This window comes from Psychrobacter halotolerans, from assembly GCF_039680845.1.
Lineage (GTDB): Bacteria > Pseudomonadota > Gammaproteobacteria > Pseudomonadales > Moraxellaceae > Psychrobacter.
Map to the genome: position 1 here is coordinate 550,137 of NZ_JBDKWD010000001.1, position 19,691 is coordinate 569,827.

17 protein-coding genes are annotated in these 19,691 nt (G+C 43.3%); 1 reads left to right on the plus strand and 16 read right to left on the minus strand.

Going from position 1 to position 19,691, the window contains the following annotated elements:
- Positions 1-3: 3 nt before the first annotated feature.
- The 4 genes from AAJP47_RS02345 to epmB all read right to left on the minus strand — a co-directional run bounded on the left by AAJP47_RS02345 (position 4) and on the right by epmB (position 5,178).
- Complete coding sequence (locus AAJP47_RS02345; RefSeq protein WP_346716294.1) at positions 4-966, minus strand: AAA family ATPase; 963 nt, start codon at positions 964-966, stop codon at positions 4-6.
- A 35-nt stretch (positions 967-1,001) separates the two neighbouring features.
- The gene (locus AAJP47_RS02350) at positions 1,002-1,466 is read right to left on the minus strand and encodes a c-type cytochrome (protein WP_346716295.1); all 465 of its coding nucleotides are present in this window, start codon (positions 1,464-1,466) and stop codon (positions 1,002-1,004) included.
- 176 nt (positions 1,467-1,642) lie between these two features.
- Positions 1,643-3,730 (minus strand): EAL domain-containing protein, encoded by a 2,088-nt coding sequence (locus AAJP47_RS02355; protein ID WP_346716296.1) that lies wholly within the window; start codon positions 3,728-3,730, stop codon positions 1,643-1,645.
- Between the two features lie 410 nt (positions 3,731-4,140).
- Positions 4,141-5,178 (minus strand): EF-P beta-lysylation protein EpmB, encoded by a 1,038-nt coding sequence (gene epmB / locus AAJP47_RS02360; RefSeq protein ID WP_346716297.1) that lies wholly within the window; start codon positions 5,176-5,178, stop codon positions 4,141-4,143.
- Positions 5,179-5,335: 157 nt separating this feature from the next.
- Here epmB and efp point away from each other — a divergent pair, with 157 nt between their 5' ends.
- Complete coding sequence (gene efp, locus AAJP47_RS02365; RefSeq protein ID WP_346716298.1) at positions 5,336-5,908, plus strand: elongation factor P; 573 nt, start codon at positions 5,336-5,338, stop codon at positions 5,906-5,908.
- 181 nt (positions 5,909-6,089) lie between these two features.
- Here efp and AAJP47_RS02370 read toward each other — a convergent pair whose 3' ends face one another.
- The 12 genes from AAJP47_RS02370 to ssb form a co-directional block, all read right to left on the minus strand.
- The gene (locus AAJP47_RS02370; RefSeq protein WP_346716299.1) at positions 6,090-7,889 is read right to left on the minus strand and encodes a GAF domain-containing hybrid sensor histidine kinase/response regulator; all 1,800 of its coding nucleotides are present in this window, start codon (positions 7,887-7,889) and stop codon (positions 6,090-6,092) included.
- Positions 7,890-7,909: 20 nt separating this feature from the next.
- Complete coding sequence (locus AAJP47_RS02375) at positions 7,910-8,791, minus strand: tRNA threonylcarbamoyladenosine dehydratase (protein ID WP_346716300.1); 882 nt, start codon at positions 8,789-8,791, stop codon at positions 7,910-7,912.
- Positions 8,792-9,070: 279 nt separating this feature from the next.
- Complete coding sequence (locus tag AAJP47_RS02380; RefSeq protein ID WP_346716301.1) at positions 9,071-10,081, minus strand: TatD family hydrolase; 1,011 nt, start codon at positions 10,079-10,081, stop codon at positions 9,071-9,073.
- 174 nt (positions 10,082-10,255) lie between these two features.
- Entirely contained in the window at positions 10,256-10,441 is a 186-nt protein-coding gene (locus tag AAJP47_RS02385; protein ID WP_346716302.1) for a hypothetical protein, read from the minus strand.
- A 464-nt stretch (positions 10,442-10,905) separates the two neighbouring features.
- On the minus strand, positions 10,906-13,173 hold the full coding sequence (gene gspD, locus AAJP47_RS02390) for a type II secretion system secretin GspD (RefSeq protein ID WP_346716303.1): 2,268 nt from the start codon (positions 13,171-13,173) through the stop codon (positions 10,906-10,908).
- Positions 13,174-13,342: 169 nt separating this feature from the next.
- Positions 13,343-14,230 carry a type II secretion system protein N gene (locus AAJP47_RS02395; RefSeq protein ID WP_346716304.1) on the minus strand — a complete coding sequence of 296 codons (888 nt, stop codon included), beginning with the start codon at positions 14,228-14,230 and terminating at the stop codon, positions 13,343-13,345.
- 2 nt (positions 14,231-14,232) lie between these two features.
- On the minus strand, positions 14,233-15,057 hold the full coding sequence (gspN, locus tag AAJP47_RS02400) for a type II secretion system protein N (RefSeq protein ID WP_346716305.1): 825 nt from the start codon (positions 15,055-15,057) through the stop codon (positions 14,233-14,235).
- 234 nt (positions 15,058-15,291) lie between these two features.
- Positions 15,292-15,615, minus strand: coding sequence for an H-NS histone family protein (locus tag AAJP47_RS02405; protein WP_346716306.1), 324 nt, complete (start codon positions 15,613-15,615; stop codon positions 15,292-15,294).
- 721 nt (positions 15,616-16,336) lie between these two features.
- On the minus strand, positions 16,337-16,774 hold the full coding sequence (locus AAJP47_RS02410; RefSeq protein WP_346716307.1) for a BLUF domain-containing protein: 438 nt from the start codon (positions 16,772-16,774) through the stop codon (positions 16,337-16,339).
- A 53-nt stretch (positions 16,775-16,827) separates the two neighbouring features.
- Positions 16,828-17,346 (minus strand): BLUF domain-containing protein, encoded by a 519-nt coding sequence (locus AAJP47_RS02415; protein WP_346716308.1) that lies wholly within the window; start codon positions 17,344-17,346, stop codon positions 16,828-16,830.
- Between the two features lie 91 nt (positions 17,347-17,437).
- Entirely contained in the window at positions 17,438-18,097 is a 660-nt protein-coding gene (locus tag AAJP47_RS02420) for a hypothetical protein (protein ID WP_346716309.1), read from the minus strand.
- A 927-nt stretch (positions 18,098-19,024) separates the two neighbouring features.
- Positions 19,025-19,630, minus strand: a complete 606-nt coding sequence (ssb, locus tag AAJP47_RS02425; RefSeq protein ID WP_346716310.1) for a single-stranded DNA-binding protein — start codon at positions 19,628-19,630, stop codon at positions 19,025-19,027.
- Positions 19,631-19,691 lie beyond the last annotated feature (61 nt).

Genomic DNA, 19,691 nt, shown 5'->3' on the forward strand with positions numbered 1-19,691 from the left:
CTTCTAATTGATTACGGGGACATCCGCCAAGATACGCTGCGCAATGGTCTGCGGCGCATGCCCGCCACCTGTCACATGGGCTGGTACAAAACGCTGACCCAAACGATGATCGGTCACGGCTGCAAATACTGCCTGAATGTCTTCAGGCGTCATCTCCATATGACCCGACACATAGGCGTGAGCCTGTGCAGCACGTTGCAAGGACAATACGCCCCGCGGTGATAGACCGTGATATTCTTGGCTTGATCGGGTCTTTGCCACCAAACGCTGTAAATAATCCAACACCACATCAGCGACGTAAACTTGCTTGACCCTTTGTTGAGCTAAGAGCACCGTCTCTGTATCCAGCATCGGTTCCAAATCTTTTAATAATTCGCGGCGATCTTGTCCTTTTAACAGTTCACGCTCTGCGGCGGTTGAAGGATAGCCCAGCGATAAGCACAATAAAAACCGATCCAACTGCGACTCAGGCAATGGATATACGCCCGCTTGCTGCAAAGGGTTTTGCGTTGCAATCACAAAAAACGGCTGAGGCAACGGATAAGTCTGTCCATCTTGTGTTACCTGACGCTCCTCCATGGCTTCCAATAGAGCACTTTGCGTTTTAGCACTAGAGCGGTTGATCTCATCTGCAAGCAATAACTGCGTAAAAATAGGACCGGGCCGAAACTCAAACTTTAGCTTACTTTGATCGTAGATGCTCATGCCTAAAATATCAGCAGGCAACATATCATTGGTAAATTGAACACGGCTGAAGCTCAACCCCAATAACTGCGCCAACCCTTGCGCCAAGGTTGTCTTGCCCATACCTGGCAAATCTTGCAACAATAAGTGTCCACCTGCCAGTATGCCACTGAGTGCCAACTTGACTGCTTGCGGCTTGTCCAAAACAATTTGATTGAGTTGTATCATCATCTTGGCGATTTTTTGCTGATTGTGTTGATAGTCGGTCGCTGAATGGGTCATAGTAAGTTACTGGCTCATTGTTAGGGGAATGATGATCAAGGATTGTTTTTATTATCGTCTGCCGCTGGGACTACCGCACGAAGCGTCGATAAATAAGCGATCAAATCAGTACGCTCTTTCGCATCAGGCATGGGGTCTGCGAGCATCTTGGAGTTTGGTATGGCTTTTTGGGCATCGGCAATATAAGGATCAAGCGTCTTGGCATCCCAAACCCAGCCTGATTGTGCCAGCTCATGGCTATAGTTGTAATCCTTGAGCTGAGCGGCTGGCGCACCATATATATTCATCAACTGCGGGCCTTTCTTATTAAGTCCAGCATTCAGCTGATGACACTGACCACAAGCTTCTTTATAGATAGTAGCACCATTTTTGGCATCCCCTTGAGTATATATTGGTAAGGTAACAGGCGCACGGTGATCGGGCGGTGTATGTTCACAAGCAGCAAGCAGTAGAACAGCGGCGAAAAGACCACCTATTTGACATCGATTAAGCATAGACATTTCTAACAATCTTTTATTTTTGAGTGTCAGCTATGGGGAATGGTATCCATAGCGAGGTGGGATTAAATATAGCATCAGATTAGGACACGCCCTAATATAAAAAGAGCATGACTAAAAATAATGACGGTCTGTGACTGTCATGGTCGCTGGCTATAGTTATATACAATACAATGGGTTTAGGTGGCGATTTTTATCGTACTGCTTGGCGCTTCTAGGTAATGACCTTGTAGATAACGCGCGCCCACACTCCACGCAACCGACATGGTCGCCGCGTCTGCAATATAAGGCATTAGCACATCGACATTGACCTCATTGGTACTTGCAATGAGCGACTTGACAGTTTCTAAATTATCGGCTGAATCAATCCCTTCTACGTAGCTATGCGCCAGACGTACTGTGTGCGGCTGCACAAAACTGGCAATTTCTATTGATCTGGCAGAGGAACCAAAATTGTTAATACTGAGTCGACAACTGACTTGCTTCAAAGCGGAAAACTGGTTTTTTGCCACCGTCAAGTGATCCGAGATGTCTTTCTCATTAAATTGCAATGTCAACATACCCGCAGCGCCGCCTACTGCTTTGATAAGTTGGCTGACGACCTCAGGTAGCTTTTTGTCGATCAATGAGGCACTGGTCAATTGCACCAATAATCTGGCTTCAGGATGGGTTTTACGCACATCATTGATTTTTTTACAGGCATTGATTAACATCCAACGATCTATTTTTTCGCACAACTTATGAGCGCTGGCAACGGACATAAACTGATCGGGCGTCAACACCGTGTTATCAGCATTCGCCAGGGGCAGACGCAAATACACCTCAAAAAAGTCGCTGCGATCGTGGTTGATATCGTAAATCGGCTGGAACGTTAGCTCAAAGCGGTTATGGGTAATCGCATCCACCAAAGACTCAGCCAGCGCATGATCGTCACTATTGGCATGTTCACTTGGGTCGTACAGATGATAAGTCCCGCCATGATTAGAGGTTTCTATCATAATCTGGTTGATGGCGTGCATGGCGCGTTCAAGCAACACACTAGGCTCTGCCGTATTTCTTTCAATTTTGACCATACCAATACTCACTGTGGTACTAATCGTGCGCTTATCCACTTCAATCAGCATATCGCCAATACGTGAGCCAATATGTTCCGCCAGTTTTTCAAGCTCTGATGTGGTCTTGTCTTCTACCAGCACGGTAAATACGGTATCGCCAAAACGACTGACATGCCCATCTGATATTAACTCATCTAACGTATAGGCGACTTGTTTGACCGTGGCATCTACGCCTTGAAAACCAAGGCTGCTTCTTATTTTACCGACATTATCGAGCTGGATATATAATAATGCGGCTGTCAGCAGACCTTGCTGGGCTTGCTGATGCACGATGGTCATTTGCTCTTCAAAGCCCAAGCGATTGTCAATGCCCGTCAAGCTGTCTTTACGCTCAGCCGCTGCCAAACGTTCGGCGACTTCTACACTGTTACTGGTATTTTGTTGAATGATGACCTGAGTTACAGGCTCGCCTTCCAATGTCGCTGTCGCTAACTGTAGCTTGGCTTCAAAAGTGCTGCCATCCGTCCGTATACTTTCAAACTTAAACTCCACTTCATGTCGACTGCCCTTATCGAACTGGCGTAGGAATTGTTTGAAGGCCTTGACGTTATCACCACCTGCAATCAGGTCAATGATAGGAACACCAATCACCTCGTTCATTGACTGAAAACCAAACAGCTGAAGATACGGGTCATTGGCAAAGATATGAATGCCTTGATCAATATAAGCCACCGCACTTTTAGAGTTTTTGATCAACACATTGGCGCGCTGCTCAGCTTCAGAGATGACATGTCGCAACGTTTGAAGTTCACGGCGGCTGTGCAAATTGTCATGCTGCAAGCAAATTGACATCACCACTGCCAGCTCTTGATCGACTCTAAGCGCTTTTACCATGGTACCGCTGATAATGTCAGGTAGCGCGTTATCGTTATTAGCGGCCGCAGCCGTCTCTTCATTCACTAAGCAGATCATCGGTAAGTCAATGCTTTGATCTTGTACAATACCCACCACATCGGTAAAACTCATGTCATAGGCGTTACCAAACACCAAAGTGTCCCACGATTGCCGCAGCGACTTTAACAGCTCCTCTTTATCATCCAAAAATCCTAAGTTTACGGTATCGTAATAACCGTCTAACAAGTGTACAAGACGCTCAGCATAAAGCTGATCATCATCAATGACTAATAGATTTAAAATGGACTGAGTACGCATAAGAAGCCTTTTGAATCTTGTGATCTTATTTTCATATTTTACTATAGCGACCAGACACCGTTTCCAAAAATCAATCAGCTGATAAAATATTAGGCTTAGCGACTTTTATTATACTGGCATGTTTGTTTGGATTGGGCTGACATGCTCGTAGATCAGGGGTATCTTATAGGCTAGAGTAACCTTGCCTGTCATTATAGACAATAATTTAATTGGCTGCAGATTAACTTGTCACCAAAAACCCGTTAGTTTCTTTAAATAAAATATAATTTGTCGGTATTTTATAATGACTGGCAAACCCATTTGATATAGAGGTTAATAACACACAACAACAACGCATAAAACGCTAGAGATATATAACAAATAACAGAGACCAAAAAAACCAATCTCTGTTTTCCCCTCACTCTTTTTTATTAATTTTTCAACCGACCATAGTGTCTATTTTCGTCGTCATTGTAAATGTTAACTGGCACCTTAAACGGTCTGTTCGGCACCTCTCTTACTAGCTTTGGCACCAAGTAACCTGGCAGTGCGGCTAACATTGACCAGTAAAGCGCAACTGACAACCGTTCATCACTATCAAAATGAGCAGCGCCAGCCACTTTGTCTAATACATGTAAATAATAAGGCAAAACGCCAGAAGCGAATAAACGCTGGCTTAGCTGTGCTTGAACCTCCACGCTATCATTAATACCTGCCAACAAAACGGCTTGATTCAATAAAGTAATACCAGACGCTTGCGCGCGCTGTAACTGCGCCGAGGTAAATGCATCGATCTCATTCGCATGATTGCAGTGAATGACCATGACAATCTGACAGCGGCTTTGTGACAACCTATCTAACAACGCCTCATCCAAACGGGTTGGAATCACTAACGGCAGGCGCGTATGCAGGCGAATGGTGGTCAGTTGCGGTATGGCCTCTAGCGTATCCAACCAAGCAAATAAACGCCTGTTTGTAACGTTTAATGGATCGCCGCCGCTCAAAATCACTTCATTAATCTCAGGGTGAGCCGTAATATAATCGACAATTTGCGCTTTTACATTCGCCGTGGGCATATTAGCACTATAGTCAAAATGCTGACGAAAACAGTAACGACAATGAATAGCACAAGCGCCAGTAATGGTTAACAATACCCTTGACTGATACTTATGAAGCATGCCCTTAACAGGATTTTGTGAGTTTTCACTCAAAGGGTCAGCCACATAGCCCGTTACCTTGGTTAGTTCGCGCTGGTCTGGTAATACTTGTTTGAGTAAAGGATCATTGCGATCACCAGCACGCATCTTTGCCACAAATGCACGCGGCACTCGCAGCTCAAAATGCTTGGGCACATAGACGTCGGCACGTAGGGATTCAAGTTGTAGGATGCTTAGTAGCTCGTCAACGGAAGTAATGGCTTCGGATAATTGCGTTTGCCAGTTTTTTTGTGTGATTAAATGGTTTATCATGACAGCCTACTATCTGTGCCTAAAAGGCGATATTATACGCCCTTACAGGGCACCCTATCAAAGTCTACCAGTTACCCTCTCAGCATTTGGCGTAACCGCAGCTTTTTGTACAGTAAGCCCTACCTATCATCATATTTACAACCCCTAGGAGTCTCTTGTGGCAAGTTTTTCTACTAATGAATTCAAAGCTGGTCTAAAAGTTATGCTCGATGGCAACCCTTGCGCCATCCTCGAAAACGAGTTTGTCAAACCTGGTAAAGGCCAAGCCTTTAACCGCGTTAGATTGCGTAATCTTCGTAGCGGTAAAGTGTTGGAACAAACGTTCAAATCAGGTGACAGCTTAGAGGCTGCTGACGTGATGGACACTGAAATGAACTATCTGTATAACGATGGTGAGTTTTGGCATTTCATGCACCCTGAAAGCTTTGAGCAAATCCAAGCAGATAAGAATGCGATGGGTGATGCCCCTCAGTGGTTAAAAGAAAACAGTAACGCCTTGTGTATCATTACTCTATTCAACGGTGCGCCTTTGTCCGTTACTCCGCCAAACTTTGTTGAATTGCAAATCACTGAAACCGATCCTGGTGTGCGTGGTGATACCTCAGGCGGCGGCGGCAAACCTGCTAAGCTAGAAACTGGTGCCGTTGTACGTGTGCCTTTGTTTGTACAGCAAGGCGAAGTGGTACGTGTTGATACTCGTACTGGTGATTATCAGACTCGCGTCAACTAATCACCCTTAAGACCAATAGACATTTTCTGTCTATCGTCTAACAAAAAAGCTGAGCCACTCATAAAATGGTTCAGCTTTTTTGTATCGGTGCTTACTATCTTTATAACCACCATGCTTGTAACTACCAGACTTAAGCTCGCGGTTAGGCCAATTGCAATTATGATCAACTATTTTTGACCATCTACTCTTCGTTGTCCAACTGCTTTTGTATGAGCCAGTACTGTACCAAGGCATTCAACTGCTCTTGCTTGAATGGCTTAGTACAGTAATCTTGCATACCAACTTTTAAATATTTGGCACGCTCACCATCCATCGCATTGGCGGTCAAAGCAATGATCGGCGGTAGCGACTGCGGATCATACAGCTCATGCAACTTAATCGTTGCCTGTACCCCATCCAAAATAGGCATATGATGATCCATCAAGATGACATCATAACGCTCAGGAGACAGCGCAAAGATCTCAATCGCTTGCTGCCCATCGGTGACATGGGTGACGGTATGACCACTATTGGTCAAAGCTTTTTTGGCAATAATGGCATTGACGGCATCATCTTCAACGAGCAAGATGTGACCTGCCCGCTCATGAGTGGGTTCAACCAAGTTGAAATCATGGGACTTTTGCCACGTCTCATATTGGTTTTCGTTGATGGTCGGTAGTGGCAACAGCACGCTAAAAACAGTACCGACACCCACTTCGCTATCTACATCAATATAACCACCCATCAAACCAACTAGAGACTTACAAACAGAAAGTCCAAGCCCTGTACCACCGTAGAGACGGTGTGTAAATTTATTCGCTTGGTCATAAGCATCAAATATCGCTTCTAACGATTCAGCTTTGATACCAACGCCTGTGTCTTTGACCTCGATACATAGGGTCATGACGTCATGAGGCGAATGGGTAGACGCATCTTTACTCAAAAGATCTTTTTGAGCGTTTGAACGTTCTTCAGAGTTTTGCTCATCATGCTCGTGACAATGACAATTTGGCAGATGTTTGACGTCAATACTGACTCGTCCACCTTCACGAGTGAATTTAATGGCATTGTTGACAAGGTTTGCGATGATTTGTTTGAGACGCACCGGATCGCCTTGGACATAAGGCGATAGTGACTCAGTATAGTGATAATCTAAAATCAAACCTCGCTGACGCGCTTTGACGGCAAAGAGACTCACCACTTCATTGCATAAAGCAGACAAATTGACTGGAATAGAATCAATAGTCATTTTTCCAGATTCTACTTTTGATAAGTCTAAAATGCCATTAATGATAGACATCAAGTGTTCATTAGAAACCTTGATGTTATCAATATACTCTTGCTGTTCGCTGGTCAGTTTGGTGTTACCCAGCATCTCGACCATACCAATAATACCATTCATCGGCGTGCGAATTTCATGACTCATATTGGCCAAAAAGTCCGACTTCATCTCGTTGGCATGTTTGGCATCACGCTGCTTGTCCTGTAGTTGCAAGGCATCTGCTGCCATTTTTGCAAACTGAGCCAATATCTTCGCTTGCTGCTTATCAAAATTATAGTTAGGACTCATGTCCATCAGACACAAAGATCCCAAACGGTAGCTTTTATTGTCTTCATGCAAAATAATAGGCGCACCCGCATAAAAACGCAGATAAGGCGGCTCTGTTACCAAAGGGTTTTGACTAAAGCGACTGTCCTCAGCTAAGTCTGGAACGACAAAAACATCGTTAGATAGGACGGTATAGTTACAAAACGCGACGTCGCGTGGCGTTTGACAAACATTGTCAAGTCCATAGGCTGATTTTAAAAACTGTGTCTCTTCGTCCATAAAGGTAATGGTAGCGACTGGCAGATCAAAAAACAGCTTTGCAAGGTCAATAAGACGTCTAAACGCAGGTTCTTCGTTATCGTTAAGCACTTGATACTTCCTAAGCTTATTAATGCGCTCGGCTTCGTCTAACGCTACTGGGTAGCTGGGTTTAGGTGAGTTAAGTATAGACAAGATAGACTCCCTTAAGTAATTCAGACGCTAGGTTTAGTGCTCGTCTGTTTTATCAGCAACTGTAATGCCTCGCTCACCATCATCATTGCGACAACCGAAGTAACAACGACTGCTGAGCCATAACCACCACAATGTAATCCACCCGTTTGACAGCTCTTATCTACTCGAGGCGGTTCTGTAGAATAAACACATTTGATACCGAACTTTTCTTTTAGCGTACTATTGATGCCTTTTTCGTGCCGCAGCTTATTACGTAGTTTGGCAAGCAGCGGGTCTTGATAACTCTCACGCAAATCGCTTACCCTGATTTGACTAGGGTCTATTTTACCACCAGCCCCGCCTGCACAAACCAATTTTAACTTGTTAAAACGGCAATGCAGCGCGATAGCCAGCTTAGCATTCATATCATCGACACAATCTAATATCACTATAGGACGACCTTGGTCAGCTGCAGCCTTGGCTTCTTGACGGCTGGGTAGTAACGCCTCTACATTGTCTGCTGTCAAAAAATCATCTACCAAGCTTACCATTACTTTGGGATTAATCTCACGTATACGTGTCGCCATTGCCTCAATCTTACTTTGACCGAACGTGCTATCTAACGCGGGCAGTTGCCGATTGACGTTTGATGCCACCAATATGTCCAAATCAATCAGAGTGATTGTCCCAACTGCGGTTCGAGCTAGGGCTTCTGCGGCCCAAGAACCCACGCCTCCAATGCCAATAACAATGACGTGAGCGGCAGCAAACGTATCAACGGCTGCTGTACCATAGAGCGTTTGCGTTCCTTGGAAGCGGCGTTCATATTGCTCACTACTGTCTTCAACGACTTCTTGCGACGTAGACGCGTCAGAGTCGACAAGTGGTCTTGTAAGTAATTCAGGTGGTTGTGTTTCACTCATAGCCAATTATATGCTCTTTTATCTTGAATGGTTTTCATAATCTTTATTTTAATCAGTGCCAATTTAGTCAGTGCCAATTTAACGATGACGATTTTAATCACTAATAGATCAACCACTGCTTTCATCGTTAATGGAAGATTAGTCGCTGTCTTTGTAGTTATTCACGCTTTGTAATTATGCATGGTGGCTGATAGTAATGGACAGTAATGAGTCGTTAAAAACCCTGTCCACTCACAACGGTCACCCTTATCTTTGTATTGTCTGTACAGATTGCAACCTTCATTTTGAATAAGTCCATGTCGTTTGTAAAGCAGTACAGCTGTTGTGCCACAATTGCTCAGCGAGGACAGCAGGCGCTACATCGAGTAATTCGCTTAGCGTTGATAGCACCCAAGGCAAATTGGCTGGCTCGTTTCTATCATGGATCGGCACATCATCATACTCATCACCTGTACTCTGGCTGTGCATTGATGAGCGACTGTCTTGTGTATTGCCTTGGGTACTGTCTCGTTTTTGGCACATGATAGGCGTCATATCAGGGCAGTCAGTCTCTATAACCAGACACGTTAACCCATATTCCTCTACTGCCCCTTGGATAGCAAGGCGTAACTTTTTGGCATTTGGGTTGGTGATTTGACCAGTAACCCCGAGTTTAAAGCCCAATTTTACAAACGCTTTTGCTTCTTGTACGCCGCCACTGAAACTGTGCGCGATACCGCCAAGCTTGTGAGCATCATACTCATGAGCCTTTAGTATGGCTAATACTTCTGCATGAGCTTTACGAATGTGTAGCATCACTGGCAACTGATGAGCCACCGCTATATCCAGTTGTGCTTTAAAAAATCGCTCTTGTTTCGCAAATATATCAGGCTCTTTCATAGTAGCCGTAAAGGTATCAAGACCAATCTCACCAATGGCCAATGGTCGCTGCTCTGCCACTTTTTTTGCCACGTTTTTAAGGTCATCCTCGTTATGACGTTCAATATAAAAAGGGTGCAAACCTAACGCAATATGGACGTTAGGAGCCGATTTATCTTGCGCATCGTTATCTGTTATGGAGGATTGTAAGGTCTGCTTGATTGATTGTTCAGTGGCGTACATGCGCTCAAAATGCTGGTACAAGTAACCCACTAGTACAAGATGGCGCACACCTTGCTCGTAGGCTTTGCGGGTTAAAAGGTCTCTGTCATTATCGAATACTGGGGCATCAAAATGGGTATGCGTATCAATCAATGGATAGATACGAGGTAAGATAGGTTCAGATTGAATATGCGAATCGTTCGTGGTCATTTATAAACTCCAAAATTAATACTTTTAACCAAGCTTTGCGTTGTGAATCAATGGACAAAAACATAGGCTAATAATGATTAATAATGACCTTATCGCTCCTTTACAACGATGAGTTTAATGATTAACAACACTAATTTTAATTCTTATAAGACACAATATGGACTATTATTCTCTCTAATTCTTACCTTTTGCATTAGAAATCTTACTCTCCTCTTTGTTGTCTTTATCTTTGTCTCTGCCAATAGGGTCTTTATTGGGATGCCTTGGGTCAGATTTTTGACTGCTGCGTCTTGGAATCACTAACAAGGCGGCGGCGACACCTACTAACGTAACCCACTTTTTTATGTTTGCTGCCTCCATTCTCGTCTTGATCTCCCTTTTTGTATTCTCTTCACCTTTATACGCTTGCAGGCAAGCTCGTCTTCTCAATAGAATTTATCAGGTGCTCAATAGCTTTTAGCAGCTTTTAGCATTTGATAGTTTCTAGTATACGAATGTATAGAGACAATTGTGTTTACCTGTGTAATGAATATGCAAACTAATGTAAGGTTTATCGTGAATTGCCTGTCTCAAGAGATATAGTCGATCTGTTATAAAAGAAATACAGCGACACTGGCAACCATTTTGCGCCGCCTCTGTCAGCGTAGGCACAGCAAGCAAGGAAAATGGTTGCCAGTGTCGCATGAGCATATGCGTATCTTTTTTATTTAGGACTGACTATAGCGTACAGCCTCTACATTAAGGAACTATGTCAAAGAACTATACTCAGGCGCTAGATTCAAAAATCTAGATTCAAGAATTATAAAAACACCTTTTTTAAGACATCAGCGGTTTAGGGGATAAGTGGTAATACCGTTATTAGGTGTGTCTACCCGAGTGAATCCTTGAGGCGCCGCTTTTGGCGTTTGATCGCGTTTGGGAATAAGTGGGTTGAGTGGCATCAACTCATAATCTGCACTAACATCGCCATTCCAGCCTTCTGTACCACTCAATGGCAATTGTTTAATAGTGCCATTTTTATCAATGACCAACTGTAGAACGCGCATTTGATTAAATTTGCGCTCAGTCACACTGGCGACCGCGCCGCCATCACGCAGGATGGTGGGTTGCAAGAAGATAATTAAGTTACTCTTTTGGGTGGTGTCATTATCCGAGCGGAATAAGCGACCAATGACCGGCACATTTCCCAGACCGGGCACCTTTTGTTGGCGCGTGGTCGTGTTGTCACGCATAAGGCCACCTAGCGCGATGGTCTGCTGATCATCGGCCAAAATCGTCGTATTAATCAGGCTTTTATTGGTAATGAGGCCACTGGCATTGCCTGTACTGCCTGGGACCACTGACGACACTTCTTGTGATACTTCCAAACGTACGGTGCCATTATCACCAATGTGCGGAATAACATTCAGATTAATACCAATATCTTGGCGGTCAATGGTCTGGAACGGGTTGTTTGAGTTGTTGCCACTGGTGGTGAAAGAACCCGTCACAAAAGGCACGTTTTGACCCACTAAGATACTGGCTTTTTCATTATCCAAGGTCAAGAGCGATGGCATAGACAGTAAATTGGCACTGGTGGATGAATCAAGCGCCTGCAAAATGGCACCATAAAACTGGGTATTGCCTTGACTGTCTTTTCGACTGTCACCAATTCCTACCAAGGCGCCAACAATAGAGCTGGCAGCACTACTAAGCGCTGTTGCACCAGCCGTACCAGTACCTGCCAATGCAGCAGTTGCCAACGATGTCGCACTGGCACCAACGTTATTAAAGTTAACCACGCCATAACCACTATTGGCATTCCCAAGCGCCCACTGTACGCCAAGCTGAGTGGCATCATCTCCTGAGACTTCCACAATAGCGGCTTGAATCAAGACTTGCGCACGGCGATTGTCTAATTGATTAACCGCATCTTCAATCTCAAACATCAGCTCAGGTGCGGCATTGACGATGACAGCGTTTTGGGTTTCATCGGCAATGATACTAAACGGTCGACCACCTGCGTCCGTTCCAGCACCACCACTTGGACTAGGACTAGAAGCAAGTGAGTTCGCCGCACTGGTATTGATACCGCTGGTCTCACCACCCAATGAAGTGCCTGTGGTGCTACTGGCATTGTTCAATGACGCTGACTCTAATGAGGAAGCCGCGCTGGCGCTATTGAGTGACTGATTGGCAAGCAAGCCTCGGAGCATCTCTGCGATGTGACCGGCACTGGCGTATTTCAATCGAAAAACGCGCAGACCACTCAAGCGTCTTGTCGGCGTTGTATCCAACTGATTGACCATTTCTTGAACTTTGGCAATCATCTCAGGACTGCCTTTGACTAGCAGTCGATCACTGGCGGCGTCTGCAATAACTTTAAGCTGGTTGTTGCCGCCTTGTGCCTGTCCGGCGGCGCCACCTGTCGTCATCACTAGCGAGCTGATTAAATCCATCATACGTTCGGCATCAACATGGCGTAGCGGTATCACACGTAGGCTATCATTGACATTACTATCAAGATCTCGAATAAGGGCGGTCAATTGGTTAAGACTCTCGGCGCGATCAGACAGTACCAACGCATTGACGCCCGGTACGGCAGCGGCATGAGCGGATTGCGGCATCAACGGTCGAATAACACCCAGTACTTCCGCCGCTTGGGTGTTGGTTAAGTAAATCACACGCGTGGCCAACGTCTCACCCACACTATTGCCGCGCAAATCAACCGCGACACCAGACTGTTTGGCCACATTGTCTGGCACCAGTTTAATGGTCGTTCCCGAATCAATCGCGGCCACTCCATTCACTTGCATGACGCTCAAGAATAGTTGATAAATCTCATCACGCGATAAAGCTTTATTAGAAATCACTGTGACGTTACCACTGATACGAGGATCAAGCACAAAGTTTTGATCCGTAATGGTCGCCACCTCGTTGATAAAGGCTTTGATATCGGCATCTTGTAAGTTGACCTTCCAGCTCTCAGCATTTGCAAGGCCTGCACTGGCTGCCCATAAGGGCACGGCAAGACAAAGGGGACGACACAGGCGCATCAGACGCTGCAAGATATGGTGCAAAGGCGTGACTGAAAAATTACGAGAACTTACCATATTTATGTTTACCTAAAATGATGTCGCTTAGGAGGTACTGGATTGATTTTATGCCGAGCATTTGATTTTACACTGAGAGCACTTGATGAGAGAGGTGCTCACAATAACACTAACTAAAGCTTTGTTGGTTTAAAATAAGAGGTTCATCCCTCTAGCCTGTCTAAAATGCCTAAAATTGCTGACGAATGGTAATAACTTGCTCGCCGCGTCGCACTTCTATCTGTGCTTCACCTGTTTGCTGTACCTGTTGAAGCACGCCAGCATCCTGTGCCGGATTGTTCCCCACGCTTTGCCCATTGACCGTCAATACCTGATCGCCTGGCTCAAGCCCTAGACGATTACGCAGCTTGGATGGCATTGCTGCTGTCACCTGATAGTTGTCACCCGATGCCATGACTCCCATTCTGCTCAAATAACTGGCTGGGTTTTCTTGCAACGCTGTGACCGCCTCTTCAATCGCTGATTGCGGGCTGCTTTCGCTAGCAGTATTGGCTGATTCAGGATCTTGAGGGGGTTGAGGGTTGGTTGGTGGCATATTGTTGGTTGGTAAACGCTGGTTACTGATACCATCCGCTATCATATCGCTTTGGTCCAGCGGCATGGCTTCTGGCATTCTGATAACAGTTTGCTTGTCATTGGCATCAGCGATGATAACAGCATTCCAGTCGACAGCGATAAGCGTATAGTTACTACCCTTTAGCTCATCACCAATGCGATAGTTTTTCACCTCGCCATTGACGTCGAGCATGGCTGATGACAAGCTCTCTGGAATGGCAAGCAGTATTCCTTTCAGCCCAATGTTGGGCGGCGGCTGTACTGCGGCAGCAACCGGGTCAGGATCGGCAAAGATAGCGAATAAGCTACTGTTATCTTTATTAGAAGCCGCATTGTTTTGCAAAGGCGCAAGTGGCAAGGCAGGCGCAAGCGGCGGCGCCAATAACAACCACAATAGCCTAGCTACTGTCCAGCATAGCCAAGCGATGGCTAATAGCAACAACCATCCTGAGAAGCGATTGAAGACATTAAGCACAGGCTTCATACTTTGGGAGACATTCATATCTAGCGCGTCCCCAATCCAGTGAGTAACGGTTGACGGACACTGACGACTGGCGTATCCTGCGGCGCTTGTCCTTTGTACTCAGGCATGCTCTCTAATAAACGCTGAGTTAAACTGACATCCAGCATCATATCGTTATCGATATATAAGTCACCTAGACGTTTATCTTGATTGTTGAGTAAATTGATGTGTAAAAGATTTTTATTGTTTTTTTGCTCTGCGCTTAGCTCAGCCCGCATCACTGGCATCGTGAGATAAAAAACCTTGTTACCGCTTGGATAACCCACCTCGCCGCCCACCCATATTAGCTGACCGTCCGCTTCGCTAAACCCAGCATTATTGCTGCTTGCTTCAGTACTTGCCGTAGTTGAGCCAGATTGACGTTTTAAGGATACATTATTGACTTGGATAGGCGTATTCGGCAGTTGCCAGTCGACCACACTGGCGAGCGTCTCAGGGGCAATCTTGCCACTCATATTAACCACTTGCCATGAGTCAAGACCTACTTTTACTTGTCCGTTTAATCGGGTTTGGTCTGAATGAATATCGACATCTGCCCCAAGTTTGCCTAGTAACAGATGCCATGGCTGCCATGACCATTCGGCCGTCCCTGTGAGCGGTATCGCTGTCAAAGGCACTTGCCAAATGATTGAGCCTTGCCACAAGTTACCAGAGACGTGCTGTACATAAGGCGTATCAGGGGCATACTTCTCCACTAGCCATGACGCTGGCATTTGCAATATAGCAAATAGGGCAAACAAGATGAACCCAACTAGCCACCATAGCTTGCGAGGACGCTTATGAGACGATGCGGATACTTGGGGCACGGTTGCGTAACTCTTCTATGAGACAAAACGTCATTATCATAGCAAACAATGGCATACAGATGACAGAAAAAAAGCCAGTATCTTTTTACCAAAATATTGGCAATACAGATACTGGCTTTCACCTACTATCAATGCAAGCGTTAATGACCACAACGTTCACTATTGGTGCATGAATGGCTGTCGATCAACGCTACATTTGAAGCAAATTAGACGGTCTGAGTGATCATTTATCTATTAAATAGCAAAGTCTTCAAGATCACGACCGGCGGCTAGCGCCTCAACCAACCAAGTTGGCTTACGACCACGACCTGTCCAAGTTTCTTCATTATTGTCGACATTACGGTATTTGATGCTGCGTTTTTTCTCCAGCTTCTCACCCGCTTTTAGAATCTCTTCGATAGTTGCATTGCTATTTTCTGCAATTTCTTCAAACTGCATGTAGGCATCATATAAACGTTGATGTTGTTTTTGGGCGATAAGCTGTTGAGCGTTTTCAGTGATCGCGCGTAGCTCATCCACGTTTAGGCTATCTAAGTCAATTGCGTTATTTTTGCTCATAGTAAATCCAGTCGTATAATGAAAGATATAGGGGATAACGGTATAATGAGAAAACCAGTATCAATATAGTATTGATACATATATTCATATCTAAAAACCGTTTATTCGTTTGATATTAAACAAGAAAATAAATTTATTAACCTTTTTTACTTTTAGTTGGTCAATGAGATTCTATTTAAAGCTTTATATTGGCCTATAATATAAACAAATATTCATAAAAAATCAATATAAAATTAATAGAATTTTATATAAGGCTCAATAACATTAAGAACAAACAAGCAAACAATGTCTTTATTCATTAACTATATAAAACAATACTTACATTTTTAATTTTAAAAGATATTTTTTATAAACATTTATTTATAAGAACTTATAACTAACAATAAATAATAGGCTAAAAAATCCATATATAAAAAATCTGTTGTTCTATAGTAGATTCTAGATAAAACAGATACGTTATTTTATGACACGGAACCAATATAAATTTTTCTGGCTTGCTGTGCCTTCGCAGACAAGGGCTACAAAAAATTTATATCCATTTCGCTGTATCGTTTTTATACCGAACTCACTATAGCGACTATTTTCTCAAGTAGTGAATCTCAAGTGGTGAAGCTATTGACTGCTGATGCTATCGTTTAGCCACCTTTGTCTTCATTTATACAGCGCCTATGCTGCTTGATAAATAGCCAATCTTTAAATTTAAGTAACAGATTCTTTCGTTCTAGTTATGTTTACTACTAAGCTCATCCATTAGATCGTTCGCTGATTGAGCGCTCAATAAATACGGATTAAAATCAATCGTGGTAGAATACTTCAAGTAAATGGCCGCATTCTTTTCAGTCGGTGTGGCATAGTTCATAGACCACTCCGACCAAACTCTATGTGTCAATTCCCGAGTTTCAATAACCTGCAAATCATAATGTCGCTCATCGGCAATCAAACTATAAAGTAGACGATTGATCTGCGCTCTTGGCCCTTCTATGGTTTGCAAAAAATAATCTTTGTTAAACGTTAGCATACCAGTAATACCATTAGCGGCATTATTCACTTGGGCTTGCTTTAAGATTTCATTGAAATCTTTAGCAGATACATTTGGGTTTGCGCGGCTAGCGTATGTCATGCTCATTAAAATATGCGCATCTGAAGTCTCTGGTTTCATATTTTATCTCTCATAAAAGTGTCATAGGGGTTGATAGTTTTTATAAACACCGATTAACCAATAGAAAACCAAGATTTCTTCTTTTGAGAAGCGTTAGCTGCTTCTTGCTCTTGAAGTTCTGATAACGTCTCAATCAGCATTATAATTTGATTGGTATTCATTAAATAAGGATTGAACTGAGAGCCAGTTGAAAACTTAAGTGCTAAGCCTTTATTTTCTTCACTTGGAATTAAATATTTCATTGACCATTTATTCCAGTGACGCTGCTCGACTTCACAACATTCAATGATTTGTAAGGCATAATGCCGATCATCTTTCACCAACTTTCTGAGCAATTCATTAATAACAGGTCTTGACCCTTCAATACTTTGCAAAAAGTAATTGTGGTTAAATACCAATGCGCCAGTGATGCCATTACGCTCGTTGTTTTCTTGAGCTTGGGCAAGGATGCGCGTCACTTCGCCATTAGGGTTATCATCGTTATAACGGCTGATATAGGTCAGACGTACGATGATATGCTCTCCATGGAGCATTTTTAGGCGGTTTAATTCTGACAATTCAACTGATTCCATCACATACTCCATTTCGTTCGTTATTTTTTACAAACACGTCCATTTAGTACTTTTTTACAACCTGCTATTTACTGCATAGACAGTAAAAATATTAGTACTGAATTCTTTTGATGAATGTATTCATGCCGCGCCCTAAGTCTCCATGACTGGTATTCTGTATTTCCTGTACTAACGTCAATAAATGCCGACTGTTCTCACATTGTTCTAGCATCAGTAAATATCCCCACGCCTCTACAGAAGGGGCGTTTTTTTCGATAAAAATCGCCAAATCTGATTTGATCGTCTCATAGTTATTACGAGACAATTTGGATTTAAACATATTTCCTATCGAGCTTTTACCCATCCCTGCCGCCTTACTTGGCGAGTTATCGTTGAACGTACGATCAAATTCTGTCTCAGTATTTATATTAGGAGAGGACGCTACTGGCTGAGAATTAATGAGCTGAAAGTCAACTGGTTGTGGACTTAACGGTTGAGAGTCAGAGACAATAGACGTTTGAGAGGTCGTTTTGGCACCACCAACAATGTCAATATAATCAAGTTCTAAAAGAAGCTCAAAAATCGGCGTTACACCCCCAAAGCCTGCAAACATTTTGCTTTGGTCAAGCGTATCAAGATAGCTTTTGTAGTCTCGTTTGCCATCAATCATGATGAGTAATGTTCTTGCCTCTCTTGGCAATATACCCTGAGCTTGGGACTTTATCTCTTCTCTACCCAAAGCAGTTTTTTGAAATACATGATCATAATTCATTTTTTGTACTCAGCAGTAACAGTAAGGTGGGCGCTTTTATAATGAGCTGCCGACCAAATGAATTTTATGTTTAAAGCCATTAAGTGACCAAACTCTAATTTTATGTTGATCGTCAAAAACGATTTTAGCGAAAAATCCAATCTTCCCTATTATCAGGATTCTTCATTTGAACGGATTATATCAACCCCTTTAAATAAACCTCTACTAATAATTAAACCAATAGAACAGACGGTTAATATAGGGTATGAAAGGTAATTTTTAAGAATTTTAAGGTAGAGAAATTCTCATAGAAACCTGATTATTCCGCTCATACCAATAATTATTTATTTTTTAAACCTGTTTAAATACTTTAGCCATTGATACTTTAACTATGAATTCTTCAATCATTCATAATAAGAAATAGTATTTTTTATTGAAAATAAACAAACGTTTTTTAAAAAGCTTATAAAAGATAGCAAACTAATTTTTGCTGGTACCATTACTATTATTTTAAGAAAGTATTTCTGGTCTTTTCAGTCTCTAATTTCTTACTCTACTCTGTATGGATAATCGATTTATATTAGCGCTACTGTAATGTGATGCGATGCCAGTAAAGTAAAGGCTTCGCCGTTTTGAGACAAAAATCTGCGAGAAAATTGCGACTGGTTACCTGATTCTCTTAACGCAACCATTTTATGGGGGCTGACCGTATCATTTATCATCGGACATAAAAAAACTCTGCCGTAGCAGAGTTTTTGACACATAAAAAGTCGTATTAAGTTCTATCTTTTCTTCGTATATAGTCGAGTCTAAATAAAACAGATACGTTATTTTATGACGCGGAACTAATATAAATTTTTCTGGCTTGCTGTGCCTGCGCAGACAGAGGCTGCAAAAAATTCATACACGTCCCGCTGTATCGTTTTTATACCGAACTCACTATAGGATTTAGAACGGAATATCATCATCTACAGGACCGTCAGGCATGGCAGTAGGCTTAGACTGTGCTGGTTGGTTAAACTGGTTTTGTTGCGCTGGGGCATTCTGTGTGTTATTAAAGCCGTTCTGACCACCTTGCATACCTTGAGCAGCGCCTGCTTGATTATAGCCACCTTGCTGATTGTTTGATTGCTGGCCGAAATTGTTTTGACCGCCTTGATTGCCATAGCCGCCTTGGTTTTGACCACCGAAATTACTATTATCCGGACTCTGACCGCCACTTTGGCCATCTAACATCTGCATTTGTTCTGCACGAATTTCAGTGATATAGCGATCTTGACCATTTTGATCTTGATATTTACGGGTGCGCAAACTGCCTTCGATATAGACTTTACTGCCTTTACGCAAATACTGTGCTGCAATCTCGCCCAAACGATTGAACAGTGAGATACGATGCCATTCCGTCGCCTCTCTTTTTTCACCACTTTGCTTGTCTGTCCACTGCTCTGACGTGGCAACCGAAATGTTGGTTACGCTGCCGCCATTGTTGAACTGACGTGCCTCAGGATCTGCTCCAAGGTTACCGATAATGATAACTTTATTAACTCCGCGCATGATACCGTCCTCTTCTTATGAATGATCTGTTGAATCGTTTTAGTCGCATTAATAAATACGA